This window comes from Paraburkholderia sp. BGA-UO-ETr-F12, assembly GCF_059567945.1.
In genome coordinates, this window is record NZ_JCAQOZ010000066.1 from 644,568 (window position 1) to 667,106 (window position 22,539).

The 22,539-nt window shown below is 63.0% G+C and carries 22 protein-coding genes; 9 read left to right on the top strand and 13 right to left on the bottom strand.

The window, feature by feature from the left end:
• Positions 1-60 precede the first annotated feature (60 nt).
• Positions 61-606: a hypothetical protein gene (locus AC57B6_RS36430; RefSeq protein ID WP_496423138.1), complete on the top strand. Its 546-nt coding sequence runs from the start codon at positions 61-63 to the stop codon at positions 604-606.
• Between the two features lie 24 nt (positions 607-630).
• Here the strand turns inward: AC57B6_RS36430 and AC57B6_RS36435 are convergent, their stop codons facing one another.
• Entirely contained in the window at positions 631-1,296 is a 666-nt protein-coding gene (locus AC57B6_RS36435) for a hypothetical protein (protein WP_496423139.1), read from the bottom strand.
• Between the two features lie 315 nt (positions 1,297-1,611).
• Here AC57B6_RS36435 and AC57B6_RS36440 point away from each other — a divergent pair, with 315 nt between their 5' ends.
• The gene (locus AC57B6_RS36440) at positions 1,612-1,746 is read left to right on the top strand and encodes a hypothetical protein (protein WP_256737767.1); all 135 of its coding nucleotides are present in this window, start codon (positions 1,612-1,614) and stop codon (positions 1,744-1,746) included.
• A 337-nt stretch (positions 1,747-2,083) separates the two neighbouring features.
• On the opposite strand, the gene hutG is transcribed toward AC57B6_RS36440, so the two are convergent.
• From hutG to hutH, 7 genes are all read right to left on the bottom strand, one after another.
• Entirely contained in the window at positions 2,084-2,905 is an 822-nt protein-coding gene (gene hutG, locus AC57B6_RS36445) for an N-formylglutamate deformylase (protein ID WP_106353544.1), read from the bottom strand.
• A gap of 114 nt (positions 2,906-3,019) precedes the next feature.
• A complete protein-coding gene (locus AC57B6_RS36450; protein WP_496423140.1) occupies positions 3,020-4,405 on the bottom strand; it encodes a formimidoylglutamate deiminase in 1,386 nt (461 codons plus the stop codon).
• 10 nt (positions 4,406-4,415) lie between these two features.
• A complete protein-coding gene (hutI, locus tag AC57B6_RS36455) occupies positions 4,416-5,639 on the bottom strand; it encodes an imidazolonepropionase (protein ID WP_178368730.1) in 1,224 nt (407 codons plus the stop codon).
• Positions 5,640-5,748: 109 nt separating this feature from the next.
• A complete protein-coding gene (locus tag AC57B6_RS36460; RefSeq protein ID WP_178368731.1) occupies positions 5,749-6,378 on the bottom strand; it encodes a HutD/Ves family protein in 630 nt (209 codons plus the stop codon).
• Positions 6,379-6,407: 29 nt separating this feature from the next.
• Positions 6,408-8,096 carry a urocanate hydratase gene (gene hutU, locus AC57B6_RS36465; RefSeq protein ID WP_046565879.1) on the bottom strand — a complete coding sequence of 563 codons (1,689 nt, stop codon included), beginning with the start codon at positions 8,094-8,096 and terminating at the stop codon, positions 6,408-6,410.
• Between the two features lie 80 nt (positions 8,097-8,176).
• A complete protein-coding gene (hutC, locus tag AC57B6_RS36470; protein ID WP_102857374.1) occupies positions 8,177-8,872 on the bottom strand; it encodes a histidine utilization transcriptional repressor HutC in 696 nt (231 codons plus the stop codon).
• A gap of 25 nt (positions 8,873-8,897) precedes the next feature.
• Complete coding sequence (gene hutH / locus AC57B6_RS36475; protein WP_102857373.1) at positions 8,898-10,421, bottom strand: histidine ammonia-lyase; 1,524 nt, start codon at positions 10,419-10,421, stop codon at positions 8,898-8,900.
• A gap of 471 nt (positions 10,422-10,892) precedes the next feature.
• Here hutH and AC57B6_RS36480 point away from each other — a divergent pair, with 471 nt between their 5' ends.
• Together AC57B6_RS36480 and AC57B6_RS36485 are read left to right on the top strand one after the other, a co-directional pair.
• The gene (locus tag AC57B6_RS36480) at positions 10,893-11,789 is read left to right on the top strand and encodes an NAD-dependent epimerase/dehydratase family protein (RefSeq protein WP_496423141.1); all 897 of its coding nucleotides are present in this window, start codon (positions 10,893-10,895) and stop codon (positions 11,787-11,789) included.
• 153 nt (positions 11,790-11,942) lie between these two features.
• Positions 11,943-12,125, top strand: coding sequence for a hypothetical protein (locus AC57B6_RS36485; RefSeq protein ID WP_030103586.1), 183 nt, complete (start codon positions 11,943-11,945; stop codon positions 12,123-12,125).
• Between the two features lie 155 nt (positions 12,126-12,280).
• Here the strand turns inward: AC57B6_RS36485 and AC57B6_RS36490 are convergent, their stop codons facing one another.
• Both AC57B6_RS36490 and AC57B6_RS36495 read right to left on the bottom strand, forming a co-directional pair.
• On the bottom strand, positions 12,281-13,648 hold the full coding sequence (locus AC57B6_RS36490; RefSeq protein ID WP_496423142.1) for an APC family permease: 1,368 nt from the start codon (positions 13,646-13,648) through the stop codon (positions 12,281-12,283).
• 105 nt (positions 13,649-13,753) lie between these two features.
• Entirely contained in the window at positions 13,754-14,587 is an 834-nt protein-coding gene (locus AC57B6_RS36495; RefSeq protein WP_030103804.1) for a carbon-nitrogen hydrolase family protein, read from the bottom strand.
• Positions 14,588-14,731: 144 nt separating this feature from the next.
• On the opposite strand from AC57B6_RS36495, the gene AC57B6_RS36500 reads away from it, so the two are divergent.
• Positions 14,732-15,580: a helix-turn-helix transcriptional regulator gene (locus AC57B6_RS36500; protein WP_183797985.1), complete on the top strand. Its 849-nt coding sequence runs from the start codon at positions 14,732-14,734 to the stop codon at positions 15,578-15,580.
• Positions 15,581-15,617: 37 nt separating this feature from the next.
• Here AC57B6_RS36500 and AC57B6_RS36505 read toward each other — a convergent pair whose 3' ends face one another.
• The 3 genes from AC57B6_RS36505 to AC57B6_RS36515 form a co-directional block, all read right to left on the bottom strand.
• Positions 15,618-16,364, bottom strand: coding sequence for a DUF899 domain-containing protein (locus AC57B6_RS36505; protein ID WP_496423143.1), 747 nt, complete (start codon positions 16,362-16,364; stop codon positions 15,618-15,620).
• Positions 16,365-16,487: 123 nt separating this feature from the next.
• The gene (locus tag AC57B6_RS36510; protein ID WP_496423144.1) at positions 16,488-17,042 is read right to left on the bottom strand and encodes an ArsR/SmtB family transcription factor; all 555 of its coding nucleotides are present in this window, start codon (positions 17,040-17,042) and stop codon (positions 16,488-16,490) included.
• 131 nt (positions 17,043-17,173) lie between these two features.
• On the bottom strand, positions 17,174-18,556 hold the full coding sequence (locus AC57B6_RS36515; RefSeq protein ID WP_030103484.1) for an NCS2 family permease: 1,383 nt from the start codon (positions 18,554-18,556) through the stop codon (positions 17,174-17,176).
• Positions 18,557-19,095: 539 nt separating this feature from the next.
• On the opposite strand from AC57B6_RS36515, the gene AC57B6_RS36520 reads away from it, so the two are divergent.
• The 4 genes from AC57B6_RS36520 to AC57B6_RS36535 all read left to right on the top strand — a co-directional run bounded on the left by AC57B6_RS36520 (position 19,096) and on the right by AC57B6_RS36535 (position 22,426).
• Positions 19,096-20,061, top strand: a complete 966-nt coding sequence (locus AC57B6_RS36520; RefSeq protein WP_496423145.1) for a PRC-barrel domain-containing protein — start codon at positions 19,096-19,098, stop codon at positions 20,059-20,061.
• Entirely contained in the window at positions 20,058-21,311 is a 1,254-nt protein-coding gene (locus AC57B6_RS36525) for an MFS transporter (protein ID WP_030103482.1), read from the top strand. Before AC57B6_RS36520 ends, AC57B6_RS36525 begins: the two co-directional genes overlap by 4 nt.
• A gap of 234 nt (positions 21,312-21,545) precedes the next feature.
• Positions 21,546-21,848, top strand: coding sequence for an IS3 family transposase (locus tag AC57B6_RS36530; protein ID WP_028200690.1), 303 nt, complete (start codon positions 21,546-21,548; stop codon positions 21,846-21,848).
• Positions 21,845-22,426, top strand: coding sequence for an IS3 family transposase (locus tag AC57B6_RS36535; RefSeq protein ID WP_496423146.1), 582 nt, complete (start codon positions 21,845-21,847; stop codon positions 22,424-22,426). Before AC57B6_RS36530 ends, AC57B6_RS36535 begins: the two co-directional genes overlap by 4 nt.
• Positions 22,427-22,539 lie beyond the last annotated feature (113 nt).

Below are 22,539 nucleotides of genomic sequence, written 5' to 3' on the forward strand. Positions count from 1 at the left end.
GCGCGGTTTTGCACGTTGCGGCGCCCGTGCTTTCACTCGACAACCGAAGGAGCACATCCGATGGACCTGCTGGACGACACTATCGACCGTGGTTTTCACGCTGCCTTGAGCGCCCCGGCGCGAGCCGCCGGAATCGACGCTGCCGACGACCTGTACGGCTGGCTGATCGGCAGTTGGGACATGGACGTACTGCATTGCCGCGTCGACCTCCGCCAGGCCCCACGCCGCGGCGAGATTCATTTCGGCTGGGTTCTCGAGGGCCGTGCCGTGCAAGACGTGTGGATCATGCCGCCACGCGGCGAGCGTCACGCCGCGCCCTCGCCCGCCGACAGCATGTACGGCACCACGCTGCGGGTGTGGGACCCGGCGCTGCGGGCGTGGCGCGTGACTTATCTGAATCCGCTGACCGGTCAGCGCGATGAACTGACCGGCCGGCGCGTCGGAGACGATCTGGTGCAGATCGGCACCCATGCCGACGGCACGCCGATTCGCTGGAATTTCACTGAGATCAGCCGGGATTCGTTCCGCTGGACCGGCGTGGCGCTGGCGCAGGATGGCGTGACGTGGACACTCGAAGGCGAATTCCACGCGCGGCGCAGGCGTTAGGTCGCCGGCTCTCGAGCGCAGCGCTCAATCCGCTCCGCCGATTTGCCCGAGCAAGGCCTGTAGCCGCTCAACATGCCTGAGCAGCAAATGCCGATGCTTTTCGATCTGCTCGAGCCGCCCGGCGAGGTCGGCCTGAATGGGGTCGTCGAGATCGGCGGCCGCGATCACGTCCTCCACTTTCGATCGCATCGTTGCAAGGTCCACGGGCGCATGACTCAAATGCCGCTCTAAGCGCCGCACGTCCTGCATCGCCAGATCGCGAACCTTGCGGAAGTGGGCCTGCCGCCGATGCGCTTCGGCATCGAGCGTCTCCTCTTCCACGCGCTTCGCAGGGTTCGCCTGACCGAAAATCGGCTCGGGCGGCCGCAGCACCGTCTTCTTGCGCACCGGATGCGCGGTGCCGCGGAAACGCGCGAGCGGCTGTTCGTTGTCGATCGCCTCACGTGCATTGGCCGGGATGTCCTGCCCGGTATGCGGCACGTTCATCCAGCCATTCGGCAAGCCCGTGACCGCCTCGACCCCACGCACGAACTCCTCGCTGAATTCGCGCTGGCCGGACAACATCAATTTCAGGTAGCTGGCGGAAAAGGTCATCATGCGCGCCAGACGGGTTGCCGCGCCGACCTCGCGGGTCAGCAGCAGCAGGTTCGCTCGCCAGACCGGGAGCAGCAATTCGTCGGAATCTTCCATCGCTGGGTCTTCCATCTTTTTGCCCGATGTATGGATGACGCTATATGTACACGTCATCGTTCTGAAAGGGTAGCCGCTTCAGTGTGTGGCGCGCAATGCCCGCACGCGTATTACGTACCGGTCGACGTGTTGAAATAGCACGCTAGCGCACACTGTCCCGGGATAAATCGCCACGAAGCCCGGCGTTTTGAGTTGACCCATGCATTCGGTCAGCGTTCCCACGCGGCACGCGCGATATGTGGCATCCTCTTGACCCGTTGCGGCACGCCGCGTGCTGCAGCATCAGCACCATCACCATGATTTAAGGATTCTGTAATGAAGAAAATCGTTCTCGCCATCGCAGCAACCGTTGTCACCCTGAGCGCGATCGCTCCCGCCCAGGCGTATGAGCATCACCCCGTATGCCACAAAGTGCGCGTTCATCACCACTGGGAACGCCACTGCCACTAATTGTTGTGCAGCGCCGCCACGCGGCGCGTATCGGAGAGCCTCGCCACAAGCGGGGCTTTTTTGTGGCCACGCCGCTTCGACGCGATGCAATCCCCAGCGCATGGCCGCGCGCCTCAACGCGGCAACGAGACCCTGTTCGACGCTCTATACGTTCGGCGCGAACGCCGCAGCATGCAATCACGGACACATGCTGTTACACCTTTACGGTGCGAGCCGACGCGGCTGCGGCCTCGCATAACGCGAAGCGCGCTGAGCCGCGTGGAGAAGAAGGGAGGAATAGTCGCGACGGCGACGGCTTCAGGTAGCCGCTTCAGGTAGCCATTTCAGGCAGCCGCCGTCAGGCTGCGCGTACGCGCTGCAAGGCCGTCGCCACCAGTTCTTCCAGCAAAGGCTCGACCTTCACCGCCAGCCTTTCGTCATACGCATACGGCATCTGTTCCTCCATATACGTAATCTGCGACAACTCGAGCTGTATCGCGTGCACGCCCTGCGACGGCTGCCCGTACTCGCGCGTGATATAGCCGCCCTTGAAGCGACCGTTGGCGACAGCGGAATAAGCGCCGTGCCGCTCGACTATCGCGGCCAGTTCTTCAGCTACGCCGGCCACCGCGCTGGCACCGTTGGATGTGCCGAAGTTGAAATCCGGCAAACGTCCTTCGAAAAATCGCGGCACGTGCGAGCGAATCGAATGGGCTTCCCACAGCAACACCTTGCCATGCTTCGCCTTCAGCGCGGCCAGTTCGCCCACCAGCGCATCGTGATAAGGCTTCCAGTAAGCATCGCGCCGGCGTGCGACTTCGGCGTCGGTCGGCAGATGGCCTTCCAGGTACAGCGGCTCCTTGTCGAAGGTATCGACCGGCAGCAAGCCGGTGGTGTCCTGCCCCGGATACAGATTCGCGCCATCGGGCGGGCGGTTCAGGTCGATCACGTAACGCGCGTACGTCGGCACCAGGATCGACGCGCCCATGCGCTTCGCGAAAGCGTAGAGTCGGTCGAGATGCCAGTCGCAGTCGTCGGTGCGCTGCGCGGCCGGCGTCATCGTTGCGGCGATGTCGGCGGGAATTTGCGTGCCCAGATGCGGGATCGAAATCAGCAACGGCAGGCTTCCCCGCTGCAGCGAGAAAACCGGCGGAGTGGTTGCGGTAGACGAAGCGGTCATATCAGTCCGGAATCGATAAAAGTCGAAGGCTCAGCTTACTCGGCTTGTTCAGTCATTCACGCGAGCATGTCGCCGCTGCCGGCAGCACCGGCAGCAGCGACACTCGGCATTACCCTAGCGGAGCAAGTCGGCGAGCGCCCCACGATAGCGCGTAAAAGCGCCCTCCTCGTCACGATGACGGCGGTTCTCGACAATCTTGTCGCCCCCCGTGTAGACATCGCGAATCGGCGACTCGCCATGTTCGCAGAATACAACGCCCGAGAGCCACGCGTTGGGCGCGTGCTCGGCAATGCTCGAATGATCCGCATCGAGCACCAGCCAGTCGGCGCGGCGGCCTGCCTGCAATGCGCCGACCGCGCGCCCCGCGGCGTGCGCGCCGCCCGCGAGCGCGGCGTCGAACAAGCGGTCGGCCACATACGTCGCCTGCGGCGAGGCGAGCACATTGCGTTGCCGGCGCGTGAGGCGCTGACCATATTCGAGCAAACGCAATTCCGCACGCCAGTCGACGCCGATATGGCTGTCCGAGCCGATGCCGATGCGCCCTTGCGCGTCAAGATACTCGTGTGCCGGAAAAATGCCGTCGCCGAGATTGGCTTCGGTGGTCAGACACAAACCGGCAACCGCGCCGCTTCTCGCAAGCGCCAGCGTTTCGTTCGCGTCGACATGCGTGGCGTGCACGAGGCACCAGCGGCTATCGACGTCGAAGCGATCCAGCAGCCATTGCACCGGCCGGGCGCCTTCGGTTTCGAGGCAGGCGTCGACTTCGGCGGTCTGCTCGGCGATATGGATGTGAACCGGCGCGCTGCTATCGATACCGTTCAGCAAGGTACGCAGCGAATCGGCCGACACCGCGCGCAACGAATGGGGCGCCACCCCATAACGCAACACGGCGCTCTCGGCACGCGCCGCGCGCAGCGTACCGAGCAGATCGAGCAGACTCTCCGGCGTATTGATGAAGCGCTGCTGATCGTCACGCGGTGCGCGCGCCCCGAAACCGCTGTACTGATACAGCACGGGCAGCATCGTCATGCCAATGCCGCTTGCCGAAGCTGCATCCACCACGCGCTGTGCCAGCTCCGCCTGATTCGCATAGCGGCTGCCATCCGGCGTGTGGTGCACGTAATGGAATTCGCAGACCGACGTATAGCCCGCCTTCAGCATCTCGATGTAGAGCCACTGCGCGACCGCAGCGAGTCCTTCCGGCGTGATCCGCGCGGCGAAACGGTACATCAGATCGCGCCAGCTCCAGAAGTTATCGGTGGCGTTCGCCCGATACTCGGTGAGTCCGGCCATCGCGCGCTGAAACGCATGCGAATGAAGATTCGGCATGCCTGGCAATACGGGACCCGCGGCTTTTTGCACGTCGTCCGGAACAACCGCCGTATCAGGCGTAACCGATGTCAGCGTGCCGTCTGCGTCCCATTCCAGCAGCACATTGCGGCGCCAGCCGTCGGGTAGATAGGCGTGATCGGCGAATAGTGATTGTTTTGATTGCATCATCTCTCAGGCCCTAGCTCAAATCACGCCGCGTATAAACCGTCTCGCCCGCGCGCACGACCTGCGCGCACAACGGACGCCCAATCCAGTAAGCCAGCTCGGCAAGCGTTTCTACCGACCACACCGCGAAATCCGCCGCGCGCCCAACTTCGAGCGAGCCATGCCGGTCCGCCTTGCCGAGCGCGCGCGCCGCGTGCACGGTCACGCCCTGCAGCACTTCGGGCACCGTCATGCGGAACAAGGTGGTCGCCATGTTCATCATCAGCAGCAGCGACGTAGTGGGCGACGTGCCGGGATTGCTGTCGGTGGAAATCGCAATCGGCACCTGATAGCGCCGCAGCAGGTCCAAAGGCGGCAATTGCGTCTCTCGAATGAAGTAGTACGCGCCCGGCAGCAGCACGGCGACGGTGCCGGACGCCTGCATAGCGGCAACGCCGGCTTCGTCGAGGAATTCGAGGTGATCCGTGGACAGCGCATGGTGTCGCGCGGCCAATGCCGTGCCGCCGCTGTTCGACAACTGCTCGGCGTGCATTTTCACCGGCAGATTGTGGCGCCCGGCGGCCTGAAACACGCGCTCGCTTTGTTCCAGCGAAAAGCCGATGCGCTCGCAAAACACGTCGACGGCGTCGACCAGGCCTTCATCGGCGAGCGCGGGCAGCATCGTATTGCAGACTTCGTCGATATACGCGTCGGCCCGACCCGCGAACTCCGGCGGCAATGCATGGGCACCGAGAAACGTCGTATAGACCGATACCGGATAGCGCTCGCCTAACCGACGCGCGACGCGCAACATCTTGCGCTCGCTGGCGAGATCGAGGCCGTAGCCGGATTTGATTTCGACCGCCGTGACGCCTTCGGCGAGCAGCGGTTCGAGACGCGCGGCTGCCTGGCTGAACAGCGTGTCTTCGTCGGCGGCACGCGTGGCGCGCACAGTCGAGACGATGCCGCCACCCTGCCGCGCGATTTCTTCATAGCTGACACCGGCGAGGCGCTGCGCGAATTCATCCGCGCGCTGGCCGCCGTACACCAGATGCGTATGGCAATCGACGAGACCCGGCGTCACCCACGCGCCGTGCAAATCTTCGCGCGGCCATGCGGCGTAGTGAGCCGGTAACTCGGACGCTGCGCCAAGCCATGCGATCTTGCCGTCTTCAACGGCAATCGCGGCATCGGGCAGCGTGTGTTGGGGATCGCCCTGAGGGCAAAGTTTCAGGTGATGCCAGACGGTTTGCTTCATCGCGTGCTCTTTGCAGCTCGTTGCGTGTCTGTGGTGATTCGCGGCGCACTTTGCCGGGCCTGTGCCGGGAGTTAAGCGTGCACGCGAATCGTCGTCATCATTGTGGCTATCACGTATAGCGGATGCTGATCGCGAGCACCGTGCCGGTGCCCTTCACTGTGCATGGCAACGCATTCGGCGTGTCGATGCGCAGTGTGTCGTCTGCCTCAAGCACATGCGCCTCGCCTTCGTCGCCGAGTGCGAGCGAGACCGAACCGCTCGCGCAGAACAGCAACACCACGTCGGTGGACAATACGCGTTGCGTCGCACCGCGCCACACTTCGCTCTCACCTACCGCCGCGCCACGGCGGACCATCAGGTTGAAGTCGCGCGTGGCGCCGTCGACGAGACGTGCATCGATTTGCGCTTCGCCCGCGAACCGGGCGATATCGAGCGGCCGGGTCAACGCGTACGTCTTCACGGCGTGCGCGTCGGTGGCATCGGTTTCATCCAGCAGCATGCCCGCACCCGACAACAGCGCCAGGGTGCGATCGATACCCGCAAAACGCGAGAACGGTCCGGCTTGCGCCACGTCGGCAATGCTCACCCGCCACGTGAACGAGTCGAGCCCCGCGCCGGCGGGAAACGCCGCGACTTCACGCGTGACGCCGCCGCCGTTTTTCCACGGCGCCGCCACGAGATCGGCGCCGCGAATCAGCGTGGTGCTTGCCGCACCGCCGGCAAGCGTGCTGTGAGGCATGCTGTGAGGCGTGCTGTGAAGCGCCACGATCAACGGCCCAGCATCGGCAGATTCAGGCCTGCCTCGCGTGCCGTTTCCTGCGCGAGTTCATAGCCCGCATCCGCATGACGCATCACGCCGGTTGCCGGATCGTTGAACAGCACACGGCCGAGGCGCTCCTTCGCGGCATCCGTACCGTCAGCGACGATCACCACACCCGAGTGCTGGCTGAAGCCCATGCCGACGCCGCCGCCATGATGCAGCGAGACCCACGACGCGCCGCCTGCCGTGTTCAGCAATGCATTGAGCAGCGGCCAGTCGCTGACTGCGTCCGAACCGTCTTTCATCGATTCGGTTTCGCGATTCGGGCTGGCGACCGAACCCGTGTCGAGGTGATCGCGGCCGATCACGATCGGCGCCTTCAGTTCGCCGTTCTTCACCATTTCGTTGAACGCCTGGCCCAGACGATAGCGATCCTTCACGCCGACCCAGCAAATCCGCGCCGGCAGCCCCTGGAACGCAATGCGTTCGCGCGCCATGTCGAGCCAGTTGTGCAGATGCGGGTCGTCGGGAATCAGTTCCTTGACCTTCGCATCGGTCTTGTAGATATCTTCGGGATCGCCCGACAGCGCGACCCAGCGGAACGGCCCCTTGCCTTCGCAGAACAACGGACGGATGTACGCCGGCACGAAGCCCGGGAAATCGAAGGCGTTTTCGACGCCCATTTCCAACGCCATCTGGCGGATGTTGTTGCCGTAGTCGAGCGTGGCCGCGCCGCGCGCCTGCAACGCCAGCATCGCCTGAACCTGCTTGGCCATCGACTGCTTGGCCGGCGTCACGATGCTGTCCGGCGCGGTCTTCTGACGCTCGCGCCAGTCTTCGACGCTCCAGCCTTGCGGCAGATAGCCGTGAATCGGATCGTGCGCGCTGGTCTGGTCGGTCACGCAATCCGGCGTAATGCCGCGCGTCACGCACTCGGCGAACACATCGGCGGCGTTGCCGAGGAGTCCGATCGAAACCGGCTTGCCGGACTTCTTCGCTTCGTCGAGCATGGCGAGCGCTTCGTCGAGCGTCTTCGCCTTCTTGTCGACGTAACGGGTCTTCAGACGGAAGTCGATGCGCGTCTCATCGCATTCCACCGCGATCATCGAGAAGCCGGCCATGGTCGCGGCCAGCGGTTGCGCGCCGCCCATGCCGCCCAAACCGCCCGTCAGAATCCAGCGGCCCGACGGATCGCCGTTGAAATGCTGGTTCGCCACCGAGAAGAACGTTTCGTAGGTGCCCTGCACGATGCCCTGGCTGCCGATGTAGATCCAGCTGCCCGCCGTCATCTGGCCGTACATCATGAGGCCCTTGCGATCGAGTTCGTGGAAGTGTTCCCACGTCGCCCAATGCGGCACCAGGTTCGAATTCGCCAGCAGCACGCGCGGCGCGTCCGCATGCGTGCGAAACACGCCGACCGGCTTGCCCGATTGAATCAGCAGCGTCTCGTCCTCGTTCAGATCCTTCAACGACGCGAGGATCTGATCGAAGCAATCCCAGTTACGCGCGGCACGGCCAATACCGCCGTAGACGACCAGCGCGTGCGGATGCTCGGCGACTTCCGGGTCCAGATTGTTCTGGATCATCCGGTACGCGGCTTCCGCAATCCAGGTCTTGCAAGTCTTGTCCGCACCGCGCGGTGCGCGGATCGTGCGGGTCGGGTCCAGACGCGGGTCGATGTGTTTCGGGTTGTTCATGGTGGCCCTCGGAATGCGTGAAAAAGTTCGGGAAGAATTCGGGAAATTAAGTCGAAAAGGAATCGATAAATACGGCGAAATCAGAAATGACCGGTGAAGCGATAGCGGCTGCCGGGATGCCAGAGATTGGCAATCGAGGCGACCTGGCTTTGCGACCACGTGCGCCGATGCAGCACGAGGCACGGCTCGAGTTCGTCCATGGTCAGCAGTTCACGCGTATCCGCGTCCGCCGCCAGGGCTTCAATGCGGTACTCGACGCGCTGCAGCGGCGCGACGCGCACCAGATACTGATTCGGCGTGGTGTTCGTGAAGTCCTGCAACGCGTACTCAGGCGCAACCACCGGATTGACCCAGCGCTCTTCGAGTTGCACCGGTTCGTCGTTTTCAAAATGCAGCACGCGCGAATGAAACACCGGACTGCCCGCGCTCACCTGCATTTCCTCGGCGAGCGCCTCGTCGGCGATGCTCGCGCCGATGTGCAGCACCTTCGCCAGATAGCGATGGCCGCGCGCAACGATTTCGTCGGAGATGCTGCGGATCGCCACCAGCGTCGATTCGTACTTGGGCCGGGCTACGAAGGTGCCCGAGCCCTGCACCCGCGTGAGAACCTGCTCCGAGGTCAACTCGCGCAACGCGCGGTTGACCGTCATGCGCGCGACGTTGAATTCACGCGCAAGTTCGTTTTCGGAGGGCACCTGATCGCCTTCAGCCCATTCGCCCGCATGGATGCGGCCGAGGATGAAGTCCTTGATGCCCTGATAGGCCGGTGCGTTCATTGGCTGGTTCTGCCTGACTGAGTGTTTACTGTTCGGAGGCAAACGAGAACGGGCTCAGCTTCGCGATCGTGCCGTTCTGCACGAGCCGCGTGACGGCCGCGATATCCGGTGCGAAGTAGTGATCGAGTTCGTAGTGCGCGACATCCTTGCGCACCGCGTCCATCACTTTCTGCAGGCTCGGGCTGGTCTTGTGCGGCGCGCGCAGATCGACGCCCTGCGCGGCGGCAAGCAACTCGATCGAGAGGATGTTCGCGACGTTTTCGGCGATATCGCCGAGCTTGCGCGCAGCGAACGTGGCCATCGACACGTGGTCTTCCTGATTCGCGGAAGTGGGCAGCGAATCGACCGACGCCGGATGCGCGAGCGTCTTGTTTTCAGACGCGAGCGCGGCCGCCGTCACGTGAGCGATCATGAAGCCCGAATTCACGCCACCGTCGCGTACGAGGAACGGCGGCAGACCCGACAGCGTCGCGTCGATCAGCAGCGCGATGCGGCGTTCGGCCAGCGCGCCGATTTCAGCGACGGCCAGCGCGAGGTTGTCGGCCGCGAATGCCACCGGCTCAGCGTGGAAATTGCCGCCCGACAGCACTTCGCCCGTATCCGGGAAAATCAGCGGGTTGTCGGACACGGCGTTCGCTTCGAGCAGCAGCACCTCGGCTGCGTGACGCATCTGGTCCAGGCACGCGCCCATCACCTGCGGCTGGCAGCGCAGGCTGTACGGGTCCTGCACCTTGTCGCAGTCGGCGTGCGAAACGTTGATCGCCGAGCCTTGCAGCAGCGAACGGTAAGCCGCTGCCGCGTCGATCTGGCCTTGATGGCCGCGCAGTTCGTGAATGCGCGCGTCGAACGGCTTGACCGAACCCGCCGCCGCGTCCACCGACAACGCGCCCGCCACCAGCGCGGTGCGGTACAGGTCTTCGATGGCGAACATGTTGTAGAGCGCGAGCGCGGTGGAGGCCTGCGTGCCGTTCAGCAGCGCCAGACCTTCCTTCGCCTGCAGCGTGAGCGGCTTGAGGCCGACCAGCGCGAGGCCTTCGGTGGCCGGCATGCGTTCGCCCTTCGCGAACACTTCGCCGACGCCGAGCAGGGTGGCCGACATATGCGCGAGCGGCGCGAGGTCGCCCGAAGCGCCGACCGAACCCTTGACCGGAATCACCGGCAGCACGTCGGCGTTGTACAGCGTAATCAGTGCTTCCATCACTTCGCGGCGGATACCGGAGTGGCCGCGGCCCAGGCTCGAGAGCTTCAGCGCGATCAACAGGCGCACCACCGGACGCGACATCGGCTCACCCACGCCCACCGCGTGCGACAGCACCAGATTGCGTTGCAGCAGTTCGAGCTGGTCGTGCGGAATGTGCGTGCTGGCGAGGCGCCCAAAACCCGTGTTGATGCCGTATGCCGGCTCGCCCTTCGCGGCGATATCGGCGACGGCTTTGGCGCAGGCGTCGATGGCGGCGTGGCTGGCGGGATCGAGTTGTAGCGCGACGTGTTCGCGTGCGATCTGGCGCAGTTGCGGGAGGGTCAGATAGCCGGGTTTCAGAATCATCATGGTGTGTCCTGTCTTGTCTATACAATTTGAGAGAAGTCTAGCGTCGCCATCCTGTATATACAACCTGTTTTTGCAGCTTCCGACCTAGGGGTTTCCATTAGAACTAAATGCTGGCGCCACGCATGCCACATCCGTCAGCGTTTCGAGCGCTGGGTATGGCGCGCCGGACCCGCTCACCTTGCGGGATAACTTGTATATACACATTCAAAATAGACAGCGGCAAGCGACCAAAAAAAGATTCGCCCCGGCGGCCGGCGCAGCCGGCCTGCCCATGCGCGCGTCACTGAGTTATAGGAGAGCCCGTTGCCGGCGCAAGAAAGCCCGCGCATCCACACCGGAAGCCTTTATTGTTGATTTAAAATCAAGATTGATTTGAGACTAATACGCTTTTTGCGAGAATCAAGACGGCGGATACTGCGTGCATTGCATCGTGTTTCCAGTGTTTCCGGTATTTCCATTAAGGAGAACGTCTTGAAGATTTTCGTTACTGGCGCAAGCGGCTTTATCGGCGGTTCGATCGCGGCGCACCTCGTGCGTGCAGGCCATCAAGTACGCGGTTTGATCCGCAAGCCCGAACACAGCGCCGAACTACAACGCCTCGGCATCGAACCCGTGATCGGCACGCTCGACGACCGCGAATTGCTGATCGCCGAAGCACAAGCCGCCGACGCGGTCATCAACGCCGCGAGCAGCGACCACGAGGGCGCGGTGAAAGCGCTGATCGAGGGCCTCGCCGGTTCCGGCAAACCGTTTCTGCATACGAGCGGCTCGAGCATCGTGGGCGATGCGTCGGGTGGAAAGGCCGGTGAGGCGCGCATCTATCACGAGGACGCCCTGCCCCAGCCGACGGCGGATAAAGCGGCACGCGTCGCCATCGATCAACTCGTGCTCGCGGCCGCACAGCAAAACATTCGCTCGGCGGTGCTGTGCAATACGCTGATCTACGGCCATGGGGCGGTGCCTGGCAGTGCTAGCGTCCAGTTGCCGCGGCTCGTGCGTCAGGCGCAAAAGAGCGGCGTGGTGCGGCATGTGGGCAGCGGCGGCAACATCTGGTCGAACGTGCATATCGACGACGTCGCCGAGCTCTATCGCCTCGCATTGGAAAAGACGCCGGCTGGCACCTTCTATTTCGTCGAGAGCGGCGAAGCGTCGTTCCGCGACATGAGTACGGCCATCGCTCACGTGATGAAACTCGGTGAGCCGCAAGACTGGCCGCTCGAAGCGGCGCAAAAGGAATGGGGTTACGAAATGGCTTCGTACGGGCTTGGATCGAACAGCCGGGTACGCGGTGAACGCGCGCGCAAGCTGCTCGGCTGGCAGCCGAAACGTAACTCGGTGATCGACTGGATCGAGCGCGAGACGATTTGATGTTTCGCGAGGAGACGCCCTCCGGGGCGTCCTGGAGAACGTAAGCAGTGTAAGCCGGGGTGTTGCGAATCCGTAAGCTCACCTCGCTAGAATCCGGCTCACGTAATAGTGCGATTCGACGCTACGAGTCGCGCGTGAGTCCGGATTTGATCGATGACCTTGGCGCTGAATTTCTACTGGCTGACCAACCTGCTGGCGATCCTGTTCGTCGTGGCGTGCGTGTACGACGCGCACTACGATGAATACGGCACGCTCACGCTGGCAGCCGCCGCGATGAGTCTTGTCGTGATGGCGATCGAGGTGTTCCTCAGGCCCGCGTTCGACATGGCCTTGTGAGTTCGACACTGCGCCACGCAGCGCCGCCCGCCTCAACCCGCACCTCGCTTCGCAACTGAGCGGCACCGGCACGCTGGCGGACAATCACGATTACAGCACGAGGACGGGCACAAACCGGGCACAAACCGGGCACAAACCGGGCACAAACGGCTGCCTCAAACCGCGACTTCCGGCGGCGCCCGGCGGAAACAGCGTGTGATCCAGCCGAGGTAGCACAAGCCCAGCACGAACCACACCGCACCGAGCACCAGCGCGGTTTTCTCAAGACTCACCAGCAGCCAGATATCCGCCACCGCGCCGGCCAGCGGAAACAGCAGACCGCCGATCACACCCATTGCATTCGCACCGCCCTTCGCGTTGAAGAACTGACGGATCACACACAGATTGACCGCGGTGAATGCGAGAAACGCGCCAAAGTTGATGAACGAGGTCGACGTCGCGACATCGAGTTTCAACGCGACCAGACCGATTGCGCCTGCGATTGCGATATTCAGCGCCGGCGTCTTGAACTTCGGATGCACGAAGCCGAAGATGCGCCGGGGCAAGACTTCGTCGCGTCCCATCGCATACAACAGACGCCCCACGCTTGCCTGCGCCGAGATACCCGAAGCGAATTGCGCGAGAATCAGGCCGGCCAGAAACACCGTGACGAAGATATCGCCGCCCACTTTTCGCGCGACTTCGAAGGCGGCCGAATCCGGATCCTTGAACACCGCCCCCGGGTGCGCGAGTTGCACCGTGTACGCGGCGATCACGAAGATCGCACCGCCGATCAGCGCGATCAGCACGATCGCGCGCGGCATGGTCTTTTCCGGAGCGATGGTTTCTTCGGTCAAAGTCGATACCGCGTCGAAGCCGAGATACGAATACGCGGCAATCGCAGCGCCTGCCATCGTCGCCGAGAACGGCACATGCGGCTTGAAGAAGGGCTCAGCCGAAATCAGGCCGCCAGGTCCCGCCGCAGCGGTCACATAGTGACAGCACAGCACGACGAACAACGCGACAATCGCCAGTTGCACGACCATCAGCACGATGTTGAAACGGTTCGCGAGTTCAATGCCGAGAATGTTCAGCGCGCTCGTCAGCACAATGAACGCCACGATCCAGGTCCAGTTCGGAATGTGTGGAAACGCGGCACTGAGATACGCGGCGCCGATCAGCCAGATCACCATTGGCAGAAAAAAATAATCGAGCAAGGTGGCCCAGCCGATCATGAAACCCAGATGCGGATTAAAGGTTTTGCGCGTGTAGGTATAAGCCGAACCCGCCACCGGGAAAAGCCGCGCGAGCTTGCCGTAACTGAGCGCCGTGAACACGATCGCGATCAGCGCGATCAGATACGCGAGCGCGGCGGTATCGTTGCTGGCGCTCGCCAGCACACCATAGGTGCCGTAGACGATCAGCGGCGCCATATAGGCAAGGCCGAACAACAGGACTGAAGGCAGCCCGAGGGTGCGTTTCAGATGCGTGGCCTCAGGCGCGGCGGATGCGCCGGCGCGCTCGGTGGGCGATGTCGGGGTCATGCGGTGTCTCCTCATGCGAATGGGCGAGCGTCGCCGGAGGCGGCGTGGAACGCGCCCCGGTCGAGCCTGGTCGATCAGATATGCTGGAAGCGCGTGTGGCGCGCCTTACCGCGCGCGAATCACACGCGCGGGTTGCCCGTACTCGTCGTTCAGCGTCGCGAGATCGAGCGCGATACGGGCGTCGTGCAGATAACGATAATGTTCACGCGCGCCTTCGAGGCGCGCCGGATCGAGCGTGGCGCGCAGGACGGTTTCTTCATGCCCGGCGTCGCACACCACCTCGCCGAACGGATCGATCAGCGCCGATTCGCCGGGAAACGTGAGGTTGTCGTCGCCGGACCCAATGCGGTTCACGAGCGCCGCGAACATCTGGTTCTCCATCGCGCGGGCCACGATTGCCCGGCGATGCACCGGCCCGAACGGCTCCATATTGCCGTTCGTCACGATCAGCAGATCGGCGCCGAGCGAGGCGACCGCGCGCGCCGTTTCGGGAAACTCGATGTCGTAGCAGATCAGCAGGCCGACCGTCAGGCCTTTGAAATTGCATACTTCGTAGCGGTCGCCCGGCTCGAATACGCCGACGTCCGACGCCCACAGATGCGTCTTGCGATAACGCAGCGCGATCTCGCCGCGTTCGTCGACCAGCACCGTAGTGTTGAAAAAGCGCTTGCCGTCGCGCTCGGCGAGACCCACCGCCACCGCAACACCTGCTTCGCGCGCCGCATCGCGGACCGCGCTCAGCGAAGGCCCGTCGATCGTTTCGGCCACCTCGCCGACGGTGTCGCGCGTCGGAAAGCCCGACAGCGTGGTCTCCGGAAACACGATCAGATCGGTTCCGGCCGCGCGTTGGCCGATGGTTTGCAGCACGCGTTGCACGTTTGCCCCGCCGACGCCCATCGCGCCATCCACGATCGGAATCTGTGCCAGTTCGAGTTGCAGCATTCTGTCTCCTGTACTTGCCGGTTTGCTTCGCGTTGAATAGCGGTTATTGTCAGGCCGCCCGCGTTTTCAGGTTGGGCCTATTATTACCAGACATATTTTTGTTCGTAATCACCCGGCTGGGTTACCCTCAACGGAGCACGCATGGAACTCGAATGGCGCGATCTGGCCTTTCATCGCGAGATCGGCGCGGTTATCGAAGCGCTCGACAGCGCGCAATTCTGGACTCGTCTTACGCGCGCGCTGGAACGCTATGTCGCGTTCGATAACTGGGTCGCCCTGCGCTTCACACCTGGCGCAGCGCCGCTCGTCTGCGCCGAATCGCCCACGCCGGACGGCACGGTGGATGCGATGTTCCAGGACTATCTCGCCGCGCTTTATCAGCTCGACCCGTTTTACATCGCCGCGACCGGGAGGCCGGCCTCGGGCTTCGTCACGCTTGCGGACGTCGCGCCCGACAACTTCTCGATGACCGATTACTACCAGCGGTACTTCAGGAAAAACATCGTCGGCGACGAGGTGCATTTCAACTACATGATCGACGCGCGGCATACGCTGGCGTTCTCGCTGGGCGCAACGCATCGCTATGGCGAGCGCGACCTCGCGGTACTCGCGCTGTGCGCGCCCTGGGTGATCGCGTTGCTGCGACAGCGCCTGCCGTATGAGGTATTCGGCGCGCCGCCGCCTGCGGGCGAGGCGGCGACGCAAACACCGGCAGAAGCCGTGACGCAGACAGAAACGGAGGCGCCCGCCTATGCCGCGCGCTTCGAGCAGGTGTCATCGGCGAGCGGCCGTTCACCGCTCACGGCGCGCGAGGTCGAAGTGGCCATGCTGAGCTTGAGCGGATTTTCAACACGCGCCATCGCGGAGAAACTGACGATCTCGTTCGAGACGGTGCGCGCACACAAGAAGCACATTTATACCAAGCTCAATGTCAACTCGCAGTCGGAGTTATTTGCGCTGTTTTATGAAGCGGGACGCAAAGGGGCATGACGTCCGGCTGATTCGATGCCGGCGCCGCTCATCCGCTTCACGAACCGCATGCGGCGCAACCGCCCGCTTTCTCTTCGTAGCGGTCATGATGCTTGAGCCATTCGCCCATATTCTTCTTCTCGTTGCGGCCCTTCGGGGTGACGTCGAAATGCGCGTACGCGCTGAGGAACTGCTCGCCGCCTCGTCCGTAGGTGGAATACGTGTGATAGACGTCACCCGCCTCGTCTTTGTAGAACACACTGTGACCGGGTAGCTCGTCGATGCCGACATCCTGTTCGGTGAAGTTGTAGAACGCCTTCTTGCTGGCGACTTCCTCCGGCGTAAACGACACGTGATAGTCGAAATTGAAATCGCTGTCATTCGACGAGACCCAAGGAAACTTCCAGCCCATGCGCTGCCTGAAGGCTTCTATTTTGGCGAGCGGCGCTCGCGAAACCTCCACGTACGATACGTCGTGATGCTCGAGATGCGTCAGGATACCGTCCATGTGATCCGACACGAACGAGCAGCCGAAGCAGCCCTCCTCCCATTCCGGGCCGAACATGAAGTGATAGACGATCAACTGACTGCGGCCGCCGAACAGATCGGCGAGTGTCTTGCGGCCTTGCGGCGTGTCGAATACGTAGGGCTTGTCGACTTTCACCCACGGCAATGCACGGCGTTTGCGGGCGAGCTCATCGCCGGCGCGCATATACGCTTTCTCTTCGACTAGTAGCGCCTTGCTGGCGGCCAGCCATTCTTCTCTGGTGCCGATCCGGTGTTGCGAGTCTATTTGCGGGTTCATTTGCATCTCCTTGTCTGCGTCGTACAGGTTCAATAGAGCAAAATCAGGCGAAATAGCGTTCCAGCGCATCGAGGCCATAGCGCCTGCCGAATCGATGCGGCCCACGGATGGGATGCCTCCACGTCATGAATCGCGCCGCTTCCGTCCGGCCGCGGAAGGTTTGCGCCGGCGTGCCGTCGAGGCGCCGCCGGAGAGTGACGCCCGGCTTGGTGGACAGGCGGTCTCCTCTTCGACGAAAGCAGCCAGGCGATCGAGCGATGCCGACCAGAAACGCTGATAGCGAGTGAGCCATTTCATGGCTTCCTCCATAGGTCCGGCGGACAACCGGCACGCTACCGTGCGGCCGGTTTTGCTGCGCGTGATGAGACCGGCCTCGGACAATACGTCGAGGTGTTTCATCACCGCGGGCAACGACATCGCAAAGGGCTCGGCGAGCTCGCTGACCGACAGATCGTTCACCCCGGACAGACGCGCGAGCAATGCGCGCCGCGTCGGATCGGACAGCGCGGCGAAAGTGCGATCGAGTAACGCTTCGTTAAACTTAACCATAAGGTTAAGTATAGAAACATGAGGCGCGATGTCAAGGACGCGTGCGTAGGTTTCCCGGAACGCGCGGAAAAGAAAAAAGGGGGGAACGAAGCGATGAAGCGGACGCCGCAAAAAAGATACGCGGCGCATCGCAGATAAAACCCTGCAATACGCCGCGTCAAGGTGGAGAACAACCGACTACACGTTCGAGCAAAGCGGCACGGAAAACCTGCCCTGCTCTCGCGCTACAGCAAAACCGCGTAAAGCGCAGTGCGGCAGAATCAGATCGCCCAGCCGCCGAGATAGAAACCGACCAGCACGGCAGCAATGGCAACCGTGCCCACGTTCAGCTTGCGATACTCGCCGCTCACCACGCGGCCGATCACCAGCGTCGCGAAGCCGAGCATGATGCCCGTCACGATGTTGGCGGTCAGCACGATGAATACGGCGCACATCAGGCCCGACATGGCATCGACCATGTCGTCCATGTGCAGCTTGCTCACGTTCGAGAGCATCAGCAGGCCCACGTACATCAGCGCGGGAGCCGTGGCATACGAAGGCACGAGACTGGCCAGCGGCGAGAAGAACATCACCACGAGGAACAGCAGGCCGACCACTGCCGCAGCCATCCCGGTCTTCGCGCCGGCCGCGACGCCGACCGTCGATTCGATGTACGCAGCCGCCGGTGCACCGCCGAGCAGGCCCGAGAAAATCGAGCTCAGCGAATCCGCCGTCAGCGCCCGGCCGCCGTTGATGATGCGGCCGTTTTCGTCGAGCTGACCGGCTTGTCCGGCAACGGCGCGAATCGTGCCGGTTGCGTCGAACACGGCGGTCATCACCAGCGCCAGCACGCTAGGCAAGACGGCCATCGACAGTGCGCCCTTGATGTCCATCGCGCCAATCAGCGAAGCGTGGCCCGGCGCGCTCAGCGACGGCAGTGCGAACACGCCGTGGAACACCACCGTCGGATCGATCATGAGCGCGATCGCCGAGATCGCGACGATCACGATCAGGATCGAACCCGGCACGCGACGGCGCACCAGACCGAAGATCGCAGCCAGACCCGCCACCGACATGATCGCCGGCAAGGCCGTGATGTTGCCGAGCGCTACCGGCAGGCCGGCGCCCGGATTCTTGACGACCAGACCCACGTCGTTTGCGGCGATCAGCAGCAGGAACAGGCCGATGCCGATCCCCGTGCCGTGCGCGATGCCGGTGGGCAGATTGCGCAGAATCCACGAACGCACGCCCGTCACCGAGATCGCGGTGAAGACGACGCCCATCAGGAACACCGCGCCGAGCGCGACGGTCGGATGCAGGCCTTTGCCGAGCACGAGACCGAACGCAGTGAACGCAGTCAGCGAAATCGCGCAGCCGATTGCGATCGGCAGACGTGCCCACACGCCCATCAGCAGCGAGCCGAAGGCGGTGGTCAGGCACACGGCGACGAACACCGCGCTGGTATCGAAACCTGCTTTGCCGAACATGCCCGGCACGACGAACACGGAGTAGACCATCGCGAGGAAGGTCGTGATGCCCGCGACGATTTCCGTACGTTGCGAACTGCCGCGCGACGAGATTTCGAAGTAGCGGTCGAGAAAGCCCTTTCCGTCGAATGATTCGGCGCCGACTTCAGAAATCGGTTGGGCGTGGGGTTCCATCATGATGAGTGCCTCCTTTATCAGCGTGCTGAAACGGCCCGTTTTCCGGCCGCCATCAGGTTCGTCTCGTTGCGTTGATCTAATGTGGTGTGGCAAGGTTTGAACGTCGGCTTGCGATGCGTGCAGACAACCCGCATGCTCCGTTCTTCTTTTGCTGTCCCGAAATGTAGGGCAACACAAATATGTCTCCCATCGCATGAATGGCATGCCCGACATGTCGCGATGCTTATATCGTTTAAGGGACGGCAAACCGCGAGGAGGCTCCGCGCGTTTACACCTACGGTTTGTCATGAAGTTGTGGAAGGGTTTCGGGGTGCGGATTGCGGAAAACCGGCGATAAACCGGGGGTCATAACGCTTGATGAACGCTCGATAAACGCGCAAAACGGCATGAACGGCGCTCGTCGGCACCTGTCAAAAAGCCTGCAAATCCGGGCCTCCCCGACGCCACGGGTTACACTCTGGCCCTTACCCGACTTAATTGCGTGACATAGAGCGGCGCCCCACAGCGCCCGTGCGCATTGGCCCATGGAGTCTTTCTTGATGAGCGGCGGTTTTTCGCGTCCTGCCTGGCGTCTTCCGATTCTTGCTGTGTTCGCGCTGTTCGCGCTGTTCGCGCTGTCCGGTTGCAGCTTGCTGTGGGGCCCGCAGCAGGCGCCGATTGTCGACGCCACGGTCATGCCCGTCGAGCCCGCGAGCGCCCCTGTGGCGGCTTCCGCGCCGGAACCTGTCGAGACTGAGGCGGCCGAGCCCGAACAGCCGAAGAAGCCGAAGAAGCCGGTTGTCAAACCGCGCAAGGTCGAACCCCCGCCGCCGGTCGCCGCGCCCGCGCCGCCGCCGCCCGCGCCCGCGCCCTTGATCGTGCTGCGCACGATTGAGCGAAGCGACGCGCGCACTTTGCTCGATAGCGAGGTGCAGAAACCCGACGGCAAGGTGGTAGGCCGCGCGGTCGACATGATCGCGGATGCGAGCGGCAAGCCGCGCGAAATGGTGGTCAATCTGCAGGGATTCCTCGGCGTTGGCGACCGCAAGGTCAATTTCCCATGGAGCGCGTTCCGCTTCACGCCGACAGCGAAAGCCGCGCCGATCACGCTCAACGCGGCGGCCGTGCCGGCTCCCGCGGCGAAATCCGCTGTGTTGCAATTGCCGCTGATCGACGCCGATGTCGAGCGTTCGAACGGCGCCAAGGTCGGCCGCGTGATCGACGTGCTGATCGACGCCAACGCGCAACCCCAGGCGGTCGTGCTAGACGTCAACGGCATGGTCAGTACCGAGCGGCGCACGATTGCCGCCAACTGGTCCGCGCTGCGCTTTGTCACGAAAGACAAGGAGCTGCATCCGCTGATCGATTTGAGCGACGCGCAGATCAATGCGACGCCGCCGTACGCCAGCGGCAAACCGGTTCGCGCGGTGTCGCCCGCGCCGCCTCCGGCGCCGGCACCCGCGGCTGCGGCTTCTGCTGCGCCGGCCAATGTCACTGCGAGTTCCAACGCAAGGGCGGCCCGATGATTGGTCGCACTTTGGTAACCACGCGCAGCCTGCGCGCACTCGATTGGCTGAATTTCTTCGTCGCGAACGTGCAGACGGGCTTTGGGCCGTTTATCGCGTCGTACCTCGCGTCGCATAAGTGGACCCAGGGCGAGATCGGCATGGCGCTGTCCGTCGGCACGATTAGTGCGATGGTGAGCCAGGTGCCGGGGGGCGCCGCAGTCGACGCGTTGCGCAACAAGAAAGGCGCGGCCGCGTGGGCGATTGCCGCGATCATTCTCAGCGCGGTGCTGCTGGCCGCGAGCCCGACGGTTTTGCCGGTGATTGCCGCCGAGGTATTCCACGGCTTTGCCAGTTGCATGCTGACGCCGGCATTGGCCGCGATCTCGTTCGCTCTGGTGGGGCGTGCGAATCTGGGCGACCGGCTGGGACGCAACGCGCGCTGGGCGTCGATCGGCAGCGCTGTCGCCGCCGGACTGATGGGCATCTTCGGCGAATACTATTCGCCCCGCGCGGTGTTCTGGTTGACTGCGGCGCTTGCCGTGCCGGCGTTGTTTGCGCTGACGATGATTCAGCGCACCGATACGATTGAATTGCCCAGGGCCGGGCCGACGCCGGAGCAGATCGAGCGGCGCGAGAGTTTGCGCGAGTTGTTGCGTGACAAGCGGATGCTGCTGTTCGCGGCTTGTATCGTGCTGTTCCACTTGTCGAATGCAGCGATGTTGAATCTCGCCGCGGGCGAGGTAACGGCCGGCATGGGCGACAACGTGCAGCTCGTGATTGCTGCTTGCATTATCGTGCCGCAGGCGATTGTGGCGATGATGTCGCCATGGGTTGGGCGTTCCGCCGAGCGATGGGGACGCAGGCCGATTCTGCTGCTGGGGTTTTCGGCGTTGCCGATACGGGCTTTGTTGTTTGCCGGGATCAGCAGCCCTTATTTGCTGGTGCCGGTGCAGATGCTGGACGGCTTGAGCGCGGCCGTGTTCGGTGTGATGCTGCCGTTGATTGCCGCCGATGTTGCTGGCGGGAAGGGGCGGTATAACCTGTGTATTGGGCTGTTTGGATTGGCTGCCGGGATTGGGGCGACGTTGAGTACGACGGCTGCCGGGTTTGTGGCGGATCATTTTGGTAATGCTGTGAGTTTCTTTGGGCTTGCCGCGGCCGGCGCGTTGGCTGTTTTGCTGGTGTGGGCGGCGATGCCTGAAACGCGGGAAGCTGCGGCGGCTGAGGGCGCCGCGCCTGTGGGGGATGGGAAGTCGGCTGTTCGATGACGTTGGGTTGCCTGCCCGGCAGGGGGGCCTTCGCGGCGCTTTTTTGTTCATCTGGCTCTTTAGGCTTTTCTTGATTTGTTAGTGGTCTGGTGCTGGTGCTGGTGTTGGTCTTTTGGCCTTTCCTTGCTTTCTTATCGGTCTATTAGCGTTCCCCCTGTGCGGGGGGGCATGTAGTGGCCTAATAAAGCTGGACACCTCAAAAGGTAGACTTATATCCAGACAGAGAGGTGTCAGATGGGAAGACGGGAATTCTCGAAGCAGTTCAAGGAAGATGCGGTCGATCTGGTGCTGCGGCAGGGCTACACGGTCACGAAGGCCGCGCGGGCGCTGGGAATTGGCGAGACGGCGTTGCGCCGCTGGATGGGTGATCGCCTGCCACACGGTGCAGTGACGGAGCCACCAAAGGAAGGCTCGACGCCTGCCCAGACCCGCATTCAGGAGCTGGAAAGGCGGGTGGCCGAACTGGAACGGGAGCGCGACATTTTAAAAAAGTCCACAGCCTTCTTTGTCAAGGAACTGGATCGCAATACGAAGTGATCCAGCGCGCAGGGAAGGCTTATCCGGTAGCGGCTGTTTGCCGGGCTGTGGGGGTGGCGCGCAGCAGTTACTACGCGTGGAAGGCGCGCGGTGCCCGCCCGCATCCGAAGCGACAGATGGCACTGCGTGAAGTGTGTGCAATTCACGCGCAGTACGACCAGACGTGTGGCAGTCGACGCATGTCGCAGGAACTGCGCCGGCGCGGTCACAACGCGGGACGACATCGCGCCCGCAACCTGATGCGCGAAGCCGGTGTGCAGGTCCGTGTGGCGCGCACCCATCAGTATCCGAAGGGAGGCGCCACCGCGACGCTGGCGCCTAACCTGCTGGAGCGGGCATTCGATGTCGCAATGCCCAATCGGGTCTGGGCCGGGGATGTGACGTATGTCTGGACGCAGGAAGGCTGGCTGTATCTGGCCGTCGTGATGGACCTGTTCTCGCGGCGTGTGGTCGGATGGGCCTGCTCGGCCTCGCCCGACACCAACCTCGTGATACGCGCTTTGCGACTGGCGCTGGACGTGCGCCGGCCCGCCTCAGGGCTGATGTTCCATTCGGATCAGGGCTGTCAGTTGTATTGAACTAGACTAAATCTGACAGTGGTTGGTTTCTCGTGCTGTTTGCGCTGGCGCGAAGGGCGTAGCCCGGAGCGCCAGCGCAAACAGCGAACCGCAAGGAGTCCGCCATGACTCAG